This window comes from uncultured Sulfitobacter sp. (assembly GCF_947502895.1).
Classification (GTDB): Bacteria; Pseudomonadota; Alphaproteobacteria; order Rhodobacterales; family Rhodobacteraceae; genus Sulfitobacter.
The window spans coordinates 216,704-233,182 of the sequence record NZ_CANNBM010000004.1 but is presented as its reverse complement, the minus strand read 5'-3'; the positions used below and the strand labels follow the sequence as shown (position 1 = coordinate 233,182).

The 16,479-nt window shown below is 54.7% G+C and carries 5 protein-coding genes; all 5 read right to left on the bottom strand.

The features are described from left to right. Positions 1-70 precede the first annotated feature (70 nt). The gene (locus tag Q0903_RS16115; RefSeq protein WP_299417053.1) at positions 71-7,207 is read right to left on the bottom strand and encodes a DUF4214 domain-containing protein; all 7,137 of its coding nucleotides are present in this window, start codon (positions 7,205-7,207) and stop codon (positions 71-73) included. 299 nt (positions 7,208-7,506) lie between these two features. Then, entirely contained in the window at positions 7,507-10,659 is a 3,153-nt protein-coding gene (locus Q0903_RS16110) for a DUF4214 domain-containing protein (RefSeq protein ID WP_299417051.1), read from the bottom strand. 203 nt (positions 10,660-10,862) lie between these two features. After that, positions 10,863-14,981 (bottom strand): Calx-beta domain-containing protein, encoded by a 4,119-nt coding sequence (locus Q0903_RS16105; RefSeq protein WP_299417049.1) that lies wholly within the window; start codon positions 14,979-14,981, stop codon positions 10,863-10,865. Positions 14,982-15,317: 336 nt separating this feature from the next. Then, the gene (locus Q0903_RS16100; RefSeq protein WP_299417047.1) at positions 15,318-15,716 is read right to left on the bottom strand and encodes a thioredoxin family protein; all 399 of its coding nucleotides are present in this window, start codon (positions 15,714-15,716) and stop codon (positions 15,318-15,320) included. 16 nt (positions 15,717-15,732) lie between these two features. Beyond that, positions 15,733-16,446, bottom strand: coding sequence for a cytochrome c biogenesis CcdA family protein (locus Q0903_RS16095; RefSeq protein WP_299030409.1), 714 nt, complete (start codon positions 16,444-16,446; stop codon positions 15,733-15,735). Positions 16,447-16,479 lie beyond the last annotated feature (33 nt).

Genomic DNA, 16,479 nt, shown 5'->3' with positions numbered 1-16,479 from the left:
TTTTGACCACTGCTTTGCCTGACTGCTAGACATGCAGTTCGGCAAAGCAGGCCTTTGATTTGTTGGCGCATCAGATCAGGATCATATCGTCGGTCACATCGTTAATTGCTGTTTGGCGCAGGGTAACTGTGGTCCCTTGATCATCGAATACGACGGAGCTGCCGGTTTGGGTGAATTGCGCGCGCACATCGGCGACGTCGGTATAGCCGAACCCTTCAAAGCTCAGGAAATCCCATGCTTCCAGATCAATAATCGTGTGGGCGCCTTCATCCTCTTGGGCAAAGTTGAAATGGTCGGCCATCAAGCCGCCGGCAAGAAGGTTCTCGCCTGCGCCACCATCAATATCGTCACCTGCCTCCAGATCGCGGACCCACTGCTTTAGCTCGGGTGCGGTTTCCGCTCTAAACTCGGCGCTTTGCGAGAAGCCTTGCACGACTTCCTCCCGCGATAGGCCGTCTGCCATCTGCTCAAGCCAACCGGTAAGGCCAGCGGCATCGGGCGCGCGGTCTAGGACGTTATTGTAAAGCAGCGTTACAAAGTCGGTAGGATTTTCCAAAGCACCATAGACATTTGCAAACTCGGCAGAATTTGTGAACCCCGCGATAATACGGGTGAGATCGGCGCCTTGGGACAACTGCTCTGCCCAGCCCGTAAATCCACCCTGATCGGGATCGCGATCCAGTGTCGCACGGTACAGGCGGTAGACGTCATCGCTCCAGCTGGTGACTTCGCTGTTTATCGCCAATGCGTTTGCGGCTTCGAGGGTTTTGTTGATCAACTGGCGGCTTTCGGCGAAGCCATTCACCAGATCAGCCCGCGTAAATGTCGCATTAAGCTGGCTCGTCCAGCTGTCAACTTCCGCTTGGGTCACTTCGCCTTGATCAAAGTCGCGGTCCAACACGTTGATATACATTTCTTTTACGAAATCACCGTCGCTGAACCCTTCATATTTGTTGCGGAACTCTTGGGAATTCACAAACCTGTCACGCACTTGCGCCAGTGTCTGGGCACCCGTCGAAAGCACAGAAGTCCAAAGCATGTGACCCGCTGCGTCCGGCGTCCGGTTGAACGTGGCCTGATAAAGGCGGAAAATCTGGTTTGCCTGCTCTAGCGCATAGCTGATCTGGAAGTCGTCGCCATAAACAACATCATCTTGCGCACCGGACCACAAAACGTCTGCGCCTTCACCACCGTTGAGACTGTCATCGCCATCGCCACCTGCAAGAAAATCACTGCCACCGCGGCCATACATCAGGTCATCGCCTGCTTGCCCACCCAGCATATTAACGGCGTCGGTACCTCTCAGTATATCATGCATTGCACTGCCCACGGCATCTTCGATGTTCATGAGGATATCGCCATTTGCATGACCACCTGTCTGGGCCATCCGGTTGAGATCGATCTGAACAGCTGCCGAAGAGGTTGTATAATCGGCGCGGTCTCCCAGTCCTGCACCGCCATCCAATGTATCGCTGCCTGCGTCACCATAAAGAGTGTCGTTGCCTGCGTCGCCCTTCAGAGCATCATTACCATTACCGCCAAAGATGGCATCATCGCCTTCGCCGCCCATGAGTGTGTCATCGCCTTGCTGGCCGGATACCAGATCATTTCCCGAACCGCCCAAAACGCTATCGGCGCCCAGACCGCCTGACAGTGCATCATCACCGCTTCCGCCGTCGACCGTGTCTTCGCCTCCTCCACCGAATACTTCATCTGCGCCCGCATTGCCGCTCAGAAGGTCGCGACCTTTGTCACCGTTCAGGAAATTGCTTTCGCCATTGCCGGTCAATGTATCGGCGTGTTCAGAGCCGATCACATTCTCTACCCCGAGGTACAGATCGCCCTCGGCTGCGCCTGCGCTACCCAAGCCCGTAGTGAGATCAACACGCACGCCCGCGGATGATTCACTGTAATAGACCGCATCATTGCCTTCGCCGCCGTCAATCACATTGGCACCTTCAAAGGCTACAATCTGGTCGTCGCCATCTTGCCCCTGAACTACGCCCAGTGCCTTGCGCATTGCGGCATCGGACCCGCCTGTGCTTGTTTCCAGAAACCCTGCCCCAAGGTTTGATGTTTCGTCGCCTTGCGCCCGTTCAGCCCGGGCCAGTGCGGCCGTGACTGCACCGCCAAGGTTGCTCAGGTCAGGGTTGAACGTCGCATCGGTGGTGACGATTTCAAAATTCGCACCATTTCCGCCTGTCTGGAAATAGTCACGGACCCGAATTGTACCGCCTGATGCCGTAACGATCAGGTCATTGCCCTGTGCCGTGAAAGCCAGATCAGCACGGGCATGGTCTGTGAACATCAAGCGGCCGCCACCAATGTCTTCTGCTGCGATTACATCGTCGCCAAAATCCGCGTCGAAAACATAGGTGTCCAAGCCCGCTTCGCCTATCAGCACATCATCCCCAGCGCGCGAGAGCAGCACATCATCCCCTGCGCCACCAAAGAGAACCGAATTACCCTCGGCGGCTAACAAAACATCGTCCCCGGCACCTGCGGTCAGGTGATATTTCTCAATCGTTAGCAGCTTGAACAATGAGAGTGCGTCGCTGAAATAATTGATACCTGTTGTATCGCTGAGGCGGGCCATAAGGCTTTGGGCTGTTGCAAGATCAAACCCTGCGGCCGTGACCATTTCGCCCGAATGAGTGAATACATCTGTCAGTACCCTAAGCGAGATTTCACCCTCGGCCTCTCCCACGAAGGTATCAATGCCCTCTTGGCCAAAGAAGTCGGCCCCTGAGGTGCCTTTCGTGGCAATAAGCAAGTCATCGCCAGTGTTTCCTTCCAGCCGGTCCAGCAGGCCGCCACCTGTTTCGAGCGTGTCATTGCCCGCGTTGCCCGAGATCAGATCACCGTAGTCAGATGCACCGCCCACAATGCGGTCGTTACCCTGCCCTGACAACAGAATGAAACGCTCCATCTCGGCGATCTCGCTGCCGTCCCCGATAGACCAGTATACTGGTTCGGCTGCTACATTGTTGTAAGCATCTCGTCCGTCTGCCCGCAGCAGCAGATCATCTGTTACATCAGAGAGTATTGCGGCAAAAGTATCGGTGGCAGTGCCACGCCCGCCAAAATACAATATGCCTTCGTCATGGATAAACAAATCGCTGTGCAGGTCGGAGCCGATGATTGAAATCCCCTCAACCCCCAGCACATTCACCTTGTTACCGCCGATGATAATATCTGCGCGTTCGTCCACTGTTTGCTCGAATGTCGGGCCGAACAGTTCAAACATACCCGATGTGCCGCCAAGAATACCTGTTTCGGCGGCCCCGCTTGCGTCATAGAACTGCCATTCTATTGCACTGCTCAGTTGTTCGTCGGCATTGCCGATGATCAGATTGTCATGGCCGTTTCCACCCTCAACCGTGGCATTGCCCTCACCACGCCAGCGGATCACATCGTCGCCGTTACCACCACGGATCAGGTCATCGCCCGCGCCGCCATCTAGCGTATCGTCCCCATCACCGCCGTGCAGGAAATCTTGCAGTGCACCGCCTGTGAAATTGTCGCGGTTGGCAGAGCCAAGCAGCATGGCACGGTCTGCACCAATCACTTCTGTGCCGTTCTCTAGCGTCTGACCTGTTGTTTCATTGTCCGTGATGGTGAAAGTGATGCCGACCTCGGAATTGGTGAATTTACCAACAAAAACATCCGCATCTCCGTCCCGCTCGCCCATATCGTAATAGGTGCCTTGCTGGTACACGACCAGATCGTCATATGCGGCAGAGCCTAATACGTTGGTTTTCTCGACAGAGATGAATTCAACCCCAAGACCCGTTCCGTAACCGATGTTGAACACAGACAACGCGTTGTAGGGATCAGAGTTGAGAAGCCCCCAAAGATCGCCAAAGTTGCTCTCGGCGTTGCGTACAGGCGCGTTGTTGATGAAGAGGTTAAATACATTGGCCGTGTAGCGATAGTTCAGGCCCGCCGTAACACTTGTATCGTCGCGGTCTCCGATGATGAGCCAGTCAATCTCTGCAATAGACTCGTTTCCAAGCGCCTCACCGCCGCGGACAGTATCCAGCCCGTCATTGGACCACATAAATATGTCCGAGCCGGCTTCACCAATCAGCAGATCGGCGCTGCGGTCATCCCCGCCGTCGATAAAATCATTACCCGCGCCGCCATTGATATAATCTGCGCGACTTATCTCGCCTGACCCGATAAAGCGGTCATTGCCGTCCGTACCACGCACGTAGAGCCGGTCAAAACCGCTGATGCCCGAACTGTTTACGAAATTGAGGTTGGAGGCTGAAGAAATATCCAGCGACACGTTCTCGATATCGGTCAGACGCGCGATTTTGCCACCGCCGTCAATCTCGCCCTTATCCAATGTCTTTGTCGCCGCAAAATCTGCAACAAAAAGATCAATCGGGTTCCTGACATCGTTAAACGCCGAGCCAACATACGCATCTGAACCCGTGGCGCCCGTAAACAGGGCGATGTTGCTGACGCCGGAATTCACCCGCGCACCGATCGCCTCAACATCTGCAAAAATCACGGTCGAACCAAAATCGTTGTCACGACCGTGGGTGTAATGCACGGCTGCGACTTCGCTGCTTTCAATATAACTGCCGTCTGTCAGCGCAAAACGCGCGAGGTCCCCAGGTGCGTCGACAATATTGTCGGAATAGGCGCTCAGTAGGCGCCCGATGTCTGAAAAACTATCATTTCCCGTGATCCCCTGACCCGAAAATGCCAAGGTTCCGTCAGCCGCCTGAATGTTGATGCCGATGGCGCGGTCACTGCTGTTGAACTGGGTGTTGCCAATAGCGCGGCCGCCGATCAGGTTGACTTGGTCCAGCCCGTCACCACCTGCGTAGAAGTCGCTGATGTTGTTGGCGTTCGTGCCATAGGCATGTGCCAGATCATCGCCCGCGCCCAACAAGATAACGTCCTTGCTGATGTCGCCGTTATGGTCCTGAGCGGAGAGTATTCGGGTGGTGAAGTCATTTGACACAAAGTCATTCCCGCCGCCCGTATCAACAAAACTCTGGCCCATCTCGGTGGTGAAATTGCTAAACCCGGTACTAAACAAGGGAATGACGACCTTGTCGTTGCCTGTCCCCAACTTGATGAAGAAGCCTTCAAAATTATCAACGTGCAGGGTTTCATGGGGATAAAAGGTTGGGATTGTGGAGCCAGCCCCCCAATCGAGCGCATTAATCACAACATCGCGGCCTCTGGTCTCCGCGCTCAGATCTGCGACGAAAATGTCATGGCCATCCCCGCCATCAAAATACTGACTGTAAAACGTACTGTTGTACGTAATCAGATCATCACCGCTGCCACTGATGACGTTGACGCCGGGTGTTCTGCCTATAAGGTCCTCACGCCACAACAGCTGGTTGCTATCAAGACCACTGCCACTTTGATATCCTGAAGAGCCTGATCCAAGGCCCGCGTCCGGATCATAGGTGTGCAGCAGTTGCAGTTTTCTTTCGAAACTCGACCTGACACCTGCTCCGATACCACTGTTGAGCGATGTAATATCATCGTCCCATGAGGTGCTGTCAGTCGGGATTTCCCACAACAACCAATCAGAATTATCCCATGATGTCAGCGTGGTATAGCCGCCACGGAAGTAAAACGTGTTCACGACAGAGGCCGCGCCGGTCGGGCTTGCCTCTGACGCGGCCTGCACCGCATCAAAGCTGCCCCGGTTTGTGGCATCGACGAAATCTCCAGTCTCTCCGCCTAGCAGTTCTGTCAGCGAAAACAGCGAAGAGTTCTTCACATCATTGATAAGGCGCAGCAGTTCATCGTCTGCATCCGGCGCATCGGGGTCATAGCCACTGGGGGCAAAGTCGGAATAGGCGACATCGTACACTTCGGTGACTGTATTGAAATCACTGACCGTATATTCCGAAATGCCCGGTATGATGAAATCAAACCCGACACCGTCTTCGGGGAAACGTGCATCCAGTGCCGAGATCTCGAACTTGGCTTCATCGTCGAACAATGTGCCGCTGAATTCGGCCTTTAGGGCTGTCACAGTGAGCGCACCACGCACATCAAGCCCCATGCCCAGCTCATATTCAGCCTTGAGGGAATAGCGCGCCGTTACTTGTGCGCTGCCAATTCCCGTGCTGATAGCTCCTGCGCTGGCGGTGTTAAGATCAAAGGTATGGACCTGCCCCAGTTTGGTGGTGGTGGACGTGTTGAGGTGATTGTCACTAGTATCCAGTGGCGTCGGGTCGAAGACCAATGAGACAGCAACATCCGCGTCAGCGCCGTTGTTTGTAAGATCCAGCGAAGCACGCTCTTTCACCGAGACATCCAGTACCGCGCCCAGATCAAGCGCGGTTATCCCAAGGGAGAGTTCGCCTTCAGGAATAAAGCTGAGATAGTCGTTAATGTCATAGGTTTCTTCACGGAAAATCGTCTGCTCAAGACGCTTACCGATCACTGATGTTACTCTGAGCGATTTGAGACCTTCGGTAAACAGCTTGTCGATGTCGATCTCTGCCTCGATGAATTTGACAGGAGAGACACCTTCGCCTTCAACTTTTGACAGTCCGTTTGCGATTTCATCAATCTTTGCGCCCGCAGGGATGTTCAGAGTTGCGGAAAAAACACCATTTTTGCTCTCGTACTCAAAGAGTGTGTCGCCCGCGCCCAGATCAAACAACGGGATGCGTTCATCAATCTTGGGAAAATCAAAATCGCCTACATCGGCCTCATAAATCGTGATTTCTGGGGTTTCACCGAGAAAGTCGAGGTCAATCGCGGGCAACCCTGCCCAGAAAGAAAAGTCTCTCAGCCCCGCATCCAGCTCAAGGATCAAATCAACCCCGACAGTCGGGGTGGCCTCGCCGTCTTCCCCCAGACCAAAGCCCAAGTGATTTATGCTGGTTCTGCCGTAGCTATAGTCACTGAAATCAAATGTCAGTGAAATGGGGCCACCGTCGCCCGTGTAGACCGCTCTTGTATAATCAAGGTCGACCATCAATTCAGCAGCCGCATCAAAGGTCCCAGCAGTCGCAAGATTGACATAGGCCTCTAACCCTACGCGCCCCTCAAACACCAAATCCCCGTCAAGCCGTAAAATACCGATATCAAATCCGATGTCCCTGTTCACCGAAATGTCCTGAATAAAGCGGTCTTCGGTTGATAGACGGTCGACGGGAACGTCGGCGCCCCAGACGGATTGGTTTTCTGTTTTGAAGGAGAGTGTTGTCCGCGTCATAATTAGTCTCGATAAATATTCTTAAATAGGCATCAGCATCGCAAAAAAACGCGCTGTGGCCAGCAGCGTCTAGGCAGGCTTTTGCTGAGTCAATAAAATTAACTTTTGATACTCAAAGTACCATTGAATCTGTTGGATAAAAAATTCGGAAACCAGTTAAGAATTATCAATAACCTATAGAAATATCTCGATCTGCATGGGGTATTATAGCATCAGACACACCCTTAACGTGTGCACCTCTAACGGCGATCCACATTTTTCACGGGGACAGGCGCGAGTGCCATTAGCTTTGTCTTTGCCTAGAAACCCAGCATGTCATCTGTCAGTGACGTGAGTTGAGTATTCTCAAGCCATATCTCTGTGCCAGCACCTGAAAAGTATACATCTGCATCGCGCTGGACCATCTGTGTGCGTACATCTGCGGCAGATGAGTATCCGTACCCGCGCAAGCTCAGCGCGTCCCATTGCTCTAAATCACGCACGCGATGCGTGCCCCTATCTTCCACATTGAATACAAAAACGTCAGCGAACAGGCCGCCGACCAAAATGTTGCTATCCGCGCCCCCGTCCAGCGTGTCATCCACCCCGAGGCCCTTCATCCATGCCGTAAGGTCTGCGGCGGTGGCTTGGACAAATTCACCGCTTTGGGAAAAGCCGCCAACGACGCTTGCGCGGCTGGCACCGTTTGCCAACTGGTCAAGCCATCCTGCCAGCCCGCCCGCATCCGCGGCCCGCCCCAGTACATTTTGATAGAGCAGTTCGACAAAGGCGGCATCGTCAAGCAAACCATAGGTGTTTTGAAATTCGCGGCTGTTTACAAAACCATTGGTCGCCGTAGTGAAATCCGTTCCGCTGGCCAATGCGCTGGTCCAGCCCTCAAATCCCGCTTTATCCGGTGCGCGGTCCAGTGTCGCCTTATACAGACGGTACACATCGTCAGACCAGTTGGCCTGGGTCGCAGCGTTGGCGAAATTGGTCGCCTGTGCTGCTGTATCGCGCGAAAATTCGGCACTGTTGGAAAAGCCAACGACCACGTCAGCACGGCTGCCACCGTTGCCCAGCACATCCAGCCAGCCATTCAGCCCTGCGGTGTCCGGTGTACGACCTAGCACGTTTTGATACATCAGCCCGACAAAACCTGCATCATCCAACCCGTCATACACATTTCGGAACTCGGCACTATTGACGAAACCACTGGCAATCTGGGTGATCGACTGGGTTGCTTCAGACAGGATTTTGGCCCATCCCAAATGCCCGCCTGCGTCTGGTTCACGGTCTAGCGTGGCTTGATATAGACGATATACCTGATTGGCCGCGTTGCCGGTGTTGCCAACTTCCAAGCTATCGCCATAGAGGTAATCGCTGAAGGTGCCACCGCGCAGATCATCAGAGCCGCCTGCCCCGGTAAGCGTGTCGTTACCTCCCAATCCACTGATTACATTGTCCGTGGCATCCCCTGTCAGGTTATCATGTCCATCGGTACCCGTCGGATTGAAAGGAGGCACAAAACTGGTCGCGAAGGATCCGCTGTCCAGTGAAGGTGTTGGATCGAGAATAACCAATTCATCAGCAAACTGGATCCGCTCGACCCCTCGCAGAGTGCCTATGTATTGCTCCTGAACAAATGGAGGCTCTGTGCTTTGATAGGGCAGATAAAGATAGCCAAATGTGTAATAGCCGTCTTCTTTGGTGATCACATAGTCGGCGCGGTTGCCAAAGCTTGTAGCGGTATCAATGCCCGTGCCGCCATCCCATGTGCCGCCCCATGAATTGCCAAGCCTTACTGTATCATCGCCACCGCCAGTGTGCAGCAGATAGCCGTCCGCCACTGTGGAAAACCGAGCCGCTCCTGTATCATCGAATTCGGTACCTATGATCCGCTCAAAACTGATCTGGCTTGCTGCACTGAGGTTGGTGCCAGCGGTAAACAGACTGAAATCGAGTGTATCGATCCCGCTGCCGCCGTTTTTGGCGATGGTGTTGTCAAATTCGGTTTTCAGCGCAAATACATCATCGCCCGCCATGCCGAACACTTCACGTTGCGGGTTGGATTCGTCAGGCGCACCGCCAATCCAGACATCATCCCCGTCGCGCAAATAAACAGTGTCTGCACCCGCTCCGAACTCAATCACGTCATCTTGCGGCGTACCATGGATGACATCATCGCCATCCGTCTGGAGCGCGAAATCCTTGCGCGGGATGGTGAAGGTGCCGCCGATCAATTCATTCGTGCCAGCACCGTTGCGGTCGGTGGCGCCGGTCCAGCCGATAAACAGCTGGCCATCCGCCCCTGCGCTTACAAAGGGTGGCGCGATGCGTGACCCTTGCACTGCATCATCTGCAATCACCACCGTATCGGACAGCACAAACCCCTCTTGGGCAACAAGCTGCGCGTAGACCGAAAACTCTGGCAGGTCACGGGTGCCGCCGGACACACCTGTCCAGACAACAGCGATGCTGCCGTCGGGTAGATAGGTCGCGGCAGCGGCACTGTCTTGTGCAGGCGTGAAATCAAGGCTCGGTAGATCGGTCCCCAGCTCAACAGTTGAGCGGGTGACCGCATCTTCGCTGACGAGCAGGCTTGCAATACTCTCGAATGGTGGTGTTCCGTCCGGATACGGACTGCTCTGGAAATTCTGGATAAAGCCCTTTTGCCAGAAGGTTGTGAAAATCCGGCTGCCGCTGGCGATCACCGCGACAGCATTGCCCTGCCCATCCGCGGCATAATCATCGTCAAAGCGGAAAGGGTTGAAGTTTCCCTCGCCCCCACTGCCGGGGGAGGCCATCTGCAAATGGCCCTCACTGGTGCGGTAGGTCTGGCCCAGCACAAAGGTATTGCTCCGCTGGCCTACAATTGTGAAGGTGTCGTCCCCGAGCGCCAGCAGTTCGCTTGTTTCATCGGTGACGTTTCTGCGGCCTGCCACCCGCTCGCCCACTGCGACACCAGCGGCGTCATATTGCTGGTACATCCATGTCTCATCGCGATCAAAAAGCGCACCATCTTCCCAAGAAACGACAAAGCCACCATTGCTTGTGGGGGCGACCTGCGCGATCCGCTGCTCCCCTTCGGTGAAGGTCGAGACATCCATTTCGGCTGTAACCGGTGTTCCATCAGGCCCGATGATCCGCACATGTGCATCCACATCGAAATCGGTCAAGTTCGGACCGTCAATCCACGCAACGGCAACATTGCCATTGGTCAGCAGGGTAAGATCAGGCTGGCCCTGCCCGTCTGCTGTGGTTTCATTGACCTGAAAGACCTCGCCGCGCGGCGTGCCGTCAGCATTGAAAACACGCCCCAATATCGCTGTGCTGCTTTCATCGGTGACATTTGGTATTGGAAAAAGACTAAATACCAGATGGGTCCAGACGGCCATAAAGCCGCCGTCCGCCAAAGTAATCACTTCGCCATTGTTGGAGCCCCCCCCGACGGGTGCAAGCACTTGTGTCATATTGACTATCCTTAAAAATATGGACCTTAAAAATCAAAATCTGCAAAACTAGAAACAAGTAGAACTGGACATCTTAGGTTTAAGCAAGCGTTTTTGTCGCAAAAAGCTGCGTTTTCACGGTCAATTCACGCTGAGAATGGTTGTGCAGGGCAGTCTGGATGCGCTTTCACACTGAAGGAACTCAGCATGAAAGCGCAGATTATTCAGACGAAAATATAGTCGACATTCTGCAACGTGGCCAGATCGCTGCCCGCGAAAATAACGGTAACGCCTTCGTCTACCAGCCGCACATCTGCACCTGTCACCGACATATGTGAAAGCGCATCAGCGGCAGTTGCATACCCAAAGCCCTCAAGCTGCAATGTGTCCCAATCATTAAGTTGCAGCACTGCATTTGTACCGTCCTCGGCGGCATCAAAGATAAACGTGTCGGCAGAGTAATTACCTGCAAGCGTATCGTTACCGGCACCGGCATCCAAAACATCACCGCCGGCAGCTTTCATATAGGAGGTGAAATCGTTTGCCGTTTTATTGATGAATTCTCTGCTTTGCGCAAAGCCGCGCACCACGTCTTCACGGCTCAGACCTTCGGACATGTTGAGCAACCACGCGTCCAGCCCTGCGGTATCCGGCGCACGATCAAGCACGTTTTGATAAAGCAGCGTTACAAAGTTGGTGTCATCCAATGCACCATAGGTGTTGCGGAACTCGGTCGAATTGGTGAAGCCCGCCGCGATTGAAGTATATTCCTGCCCGTTTTCCAATTGGGTGCTCCAGCTTTCGAGACCTCCTTGGTCCGGATCACGGTCCAGCGTGGCACGGTAGAGGCGGAAAACATCGTCTAGATAGCTGGCCTGCCCCCGCTCGAACAATGCAGTTGAATACGCGTTGGCTTCGGTGGCGGTGACGCTTTTGAACTCGGCACTTTCGGAAAAGCCTATGACAACCTGTTCGCGGCTGGTGCCGTTCTCCAACTGGCCCAACCAGCCCGCCAACCCGCCTGCATCCGCATCGCGGTTTAGCACGTTGTTATACAGCAGCGAGACAAACCCGCTGTCATCAAGGCTGCCGTATACGTTCTGGAATTCGCGTGAAGCGACGAAACCCGATACCACATCAAGGATCGTGCCTGCCCCCGAAGCCAGATTATCTACCCAGCCTTCGAAGCCGCCGGTATCTGGGGCGCGGTCCAGCGTCGCGCGGTAAATGCGAAACACCTGCCCGCCCTCGATACCATCCGCAGCCGTATCTGCACCGCCGATCAGGAAGTCATTCCCTGCCTGACCCATCAGCGTATCTGCACCAGTACCGCCGATCACAGTGTCATTGCCGTTTCCTGCGCGCACCAGATCATCGCCAGCCAGCCCGTCATAACGGTCGTTACCTGCCAGCAGGTTTATCACATCAGGGCTGGTTGTGCCGTCCAGTACGTCGTCCCCATTGGTGGGAACGCGCGGGCCGTTCTGGATTGAGACGATACCCGCAGGGATGGTGCCAACAAATGGAACGCCGTCCTGTGGCGTCACGGACAGCGCAAAAGTTTCGGTGATCTCGTCCAGACCGTCCCCAAGGATTTGCACCTGCACGGCCGCACTCATCTCGCCGGGCAAGAAGGTAATGCTGCTGTCAAGCAAGCGGTAATCAAGGCCCAGTTCGGCAGATTGATCCACCGCCGCCACATCAAAGCTGAGAGCCACAGAAGCTGTGCGCGACATGTAGATCGGGATCTCATATTCAGCAACATCGACGCCCTGTTCGCGTGTTATGGCTGGGGCTACAGATATCGCGCGGTTCGGGCCAAGACCGTCATCGTCAAAAATCCACCCATGGGCCAGCGCCGTGCTGGTCCCGCCAGCAAAGCTGGCACCAGTGGCGTTGGACAGCTCCATTATGATTGTCTCGTCACGCTCATCCAGACTGTCTGTATTGGCCTCGATGTACAAAAGCCTGCTGGTTTCGCCGGGGTTGAATGTAACCGTGCCGACAGTGCGGTTTGTCACATCAAACCCCCAGTCCAGATCAGTGCTGATTGCTGTACCCTCGCGGGCGCGGTAGTCAATTGTGACAGGGCTGTTAGAGGCTTCTGACAGGTTAATCTCGAAGGTAAGATAGTTGTTGTCAGCCTCGCGGCTTACGGCGTCAGCAATGGAGATCACGGGCTGTGGTGTGGTATCATCATCCTGAATTGTTGCCTCACCAGCCAATCCCTCTTCGTTCAGGCTGATATTGTCTGGCGCTGCGACAACCAGTGCAAATCGCTCTGTCACCTCTGCATCCGCATCCCCCAGAATATCGACCGCTACGGTTTTTACCGTTTCTCCGGGCGCAAATGTCAGAGTGCCAAGCGCTGCGGTATAGTCGCTGCCCGCGGTGGCTGTGATGTCACGGGTTTGATAGTTCACGTTTACCGTATCGGCGACAGCCGACGACAGGCGCACTTCGAACACAGCTTGCTTTACGCCAATGTCCCCCTCAACCAATACAGGATCTGACACAAGCAGCGCCACATTCGAACCTGTTCCATCATTATCGGTGATGATGCCTGTTGCGCGCAACGAGGTCTCACCACCTGCAAACCGCGCGTTTTCGCTTAGATTTGCAAGATCGAGGTAAACGCTTTCGTCTCGCTCATCGAAGGAGTCGGTGTTTGCTTCGATGTAGATAATGCGGCTGGTCTGACCCGGGGCAAAAGTGACAAAGCCGACCGATCGGTCCGACACATCAAATCCCCAGTCCAGATCATTGCTGCTCGCGGTACCTTCATGAGCGCGGTAGCGCATTGTCACGGTGTCCAATGCCGCCTCGGACAGGCTCACTTCAAAGCTGAGGTATTGGTTGTCGCCTTCCAGCGCCACGGCATCAGCAACCGACACAACAGGCCCAGAGCCTGTATCATCGTCGCGTATTGTCGCCTCACCTACCAAACCACGTATGCCGACGCTCGGGTCGCTGGGCGCATCGATTACCAGCGCAAACTGCTCTGATCGTTCGGCCAGAGCATCACCCAACACATCCACGCTGACGGATTTCACTTCCTCGCCCGCGGCAAAGTTTAGGGTTCCGCTGCGCGCGACATAGTCTTCGCCAGCTACCGCGCTGATGTCGCGTGTGGAATACGTTACAGTGAAATCAGTGGTGGCAGGTTGGGACAGCCGCACTTCGAACACAGCCTGCTTGCTGCCAGCGTCTCCCTCGACCAACACAGGATCGGAAACAAACAGCGCAAGGTTGGACCCTTCGCCATCATTATCGAGTATCACGCCCGTCGCGCGAATATGATCTTCACCGCCCGCAAAGCGCGCGTTCTCGCTTAGATTGGTCAGCTGCAGGATAACGCTTTCATCCAGCCCGTCAGCAGAGTCGCTATTGGCCTCGATATAAATCACTCTGCTGGTCACACCCGGTGCAAACTCGATCTGGCCTACTGTTCGGTCCGATACATCAAACCCCCAATCCAGATCATTGCTGCTGGCTGTCCCTTCCAGTGCGCGGTAGGTCAGCACGACAGTATCCAGCGCAGCCTCGGACAGTGTGACCTCAAAGCTGAGATAGTTGTTGTCCGCCTCACGGGCTACAGCGTTGGAGATTGACACAACCGGGAAACCGGAAGCGTCATCATCACGGATGACAGCCTCGCCAACCAGTCCTTTTGTTCCCACAGTATGCCCGCTTGGCGCATCCAGCACCAGTGCAAAACTCTCGCTCGGTTCGGTCACCGTATCCCCGAGAACCTGAACGCGCACCTCTTTGACTTCCTCGCCCTGTGCGAAGTTCAATGTCCCGAAACTCGAGATATAGTCGGTGCCGCTTGTGGCCGAGATATCGCGGGTTCCATAAGTGACGGAAAACGCCTCGCTTGCGGGCTGTGAAAGCCGTATTTCAAACACCGCTTCTTTGGTTCCGACATCGCCTTCGACCAGCACAGGATCAGAAACCAACAGCGCGAGGTTCGATCCGGTGCCGTCATTGTCGAGGATTACCCCAGAGGCGCGTAAAACGGATTCGCCGCCTTCAAAATCGGCGTTTTCGCTGAGATTGCTCAGTTGCAGGGTGATGCTTTCATCCCGTTCGTCAAACGAATCTGTATTTGCTTCGATGAAGATCGTCTCGCTTGTTACACCTGGTGCAAGAGTGACGGTGCCATAAGTCCGACCTGAACTGTCGAACCCCCAATCCAGATCATTGCTGTTGGCCGTCCCTTCAAACGCCCGATAGCTGAACGTAACCGGATCAAGGGCGGCTTCGGAGAGGTTCACTTCAAAACTGAGAAACGCGTTGTCCGCTTCTTGTGACACAGCGCGCTGGAGAGAGAGTATAGGCATAAAGGCAAGTTCCCGGATTTGAACGAAAGCAATGGATTGAAATAGCAGAATTCATTAACACCTGCCCCGACCCCGCGCGGCCCACTTGAAACGGGCTTGGCTAAGGGTAGGTCAGACAACACTAAAGGGTCGATTGTGTCTGATCGTGCAGAATTTCAAAGCCAATGGCAATTGTGATATTCGATTTACGGGAATTGTAATAAATTGCGGCGGCGAATATGGCTTCGCCGCCGCGCAGATATCTGGTGTTTGCTGTTTTACATGGCGGCTTGTTGCGCGCCGCGCGGCTGTATCACGATGGCACTTGAGTAAAAGCGTAACAGCCAGCAGTGACAGTTACAGTCCGGTATCCATCAGCGCCTTGATCTCGCTTTCGCCGGTGCCGGCAACAATGCGGCCCAGCTCTTTGTCGCCGCGCAAGACCAGCAAAGTTGAGCGGCGGGGAATATTGCGCGATTTGGTGACGCTATGCTTGCCGAAATCATCCCAGTCCACTTTCACAAATACCATCGCCGCGTCATAGTTCGGATTGCTTTTACGCAGCGCGTTGATCACGCGACCCTGACGTTTGCACGTGCCGCACCACGACGCAGAATAGTCGACGAATACGGTCTTGCCCTCACCCAGTGCCTTTTCAATAACACCAGGGGAATAGGTTACGAACTCAGCTGCGAATGCGGCGTGGGGCAAAGCGGCCAGTGCAACTGCGGCAGTGATGAAATGACGGCGGTTCATGGTAATTCTCCGTTGGTTAGAATGCGACAGACAAGTCCTGTAGCCAGATTGGCATGATATCCAGCGCGATTGCTTCGATGATGTGGTTGATTTTGAAAAACAGCATGAGGCCCACAGCGATAAACGTAGCCCCAAGGATGGGTTTGGAGCGGGATGCAAGCCCGCGCAAAGTCTGGGCACGGGTGCGTATTGCCTCACGGGCGCCAAATCCGAGCACGACAATCAAGGTCGACACACCCAGCGCGAAGAACAGCATGATTGTACCTGCGTACCAGAGGTTTCCGCCCTGCGAAGCAAGGGCAATTGCACCGCCTAATGTCGGGCCGATGCAGGGAGACCAGACAGCACCCAGCAACAACCCCCCCAAGAATTGCCCGCGCAGACCAGACCCATCCATTTGATTGATCCGGTTGTCCGCCCGTGCTGCCATGCCTGCCGTGGCGGTCTCGAACTGGTGCGCGAAAGCGGGTACGATCAAAACGACCCCGAAGAATATCATCAAGACAGCGCCGATCTGGGCAAGACCATCCTGCGTCAATCCGATGGAGGCACCAAAGGCTGTCACAAATAGTCCAAACGTCACGAATGACACGCTCATCCCCGCCGCAAGCGCCGCCGGACCATAGCGGTTCGCATTGAGTGCGCTGACCAGAACAATGGGCAAGACAGGCAGCACACAAGGATTGATGAGCGTGAGCAAACCCGCGAGATATGAGAAAGCAAATTCCATACAATTGATGTGACGCCTTGCAATTGTGTTGGC

Coding starts and splice junctions, on each gene's coding strand:
- Q0903_RS16115 (WP_299417053.1), bottom strand. CDS start 7,207: ATGACGCGGACAACACTCTCCTTCAAAACAGAAAACCAATCCGTCTGG.
- Q0903_RS16110 (WP_299417051.1), bottom strand. CDS start 10,659: ATGACACAAGTGCTTGCACCCGTCGGGGGGGGCTCCAACAATGGCGAA.
- Q0903_RS16105 (WP_299417049.1), bottom strand. CDS start 14,981: ATGCCTATACTCTCTCTCCAGCGCGCTGTGTCACAAGAAGCGGACAAC.
- Q0903_RS16100 (WP_299417047.1), bottom strand. CDS start 15,716: ATGAACCGCCGTCATTTCATCACTGCCGCAGTTGCACTGGCCGCTTTG.
- Q0903_RS16095 (WP_299030409.1), bottom strand. CDS start 16,446: ATGGAATTTGCTTTCTCATATCTCGCGGGTTTGCTCACGCTCATCAAT.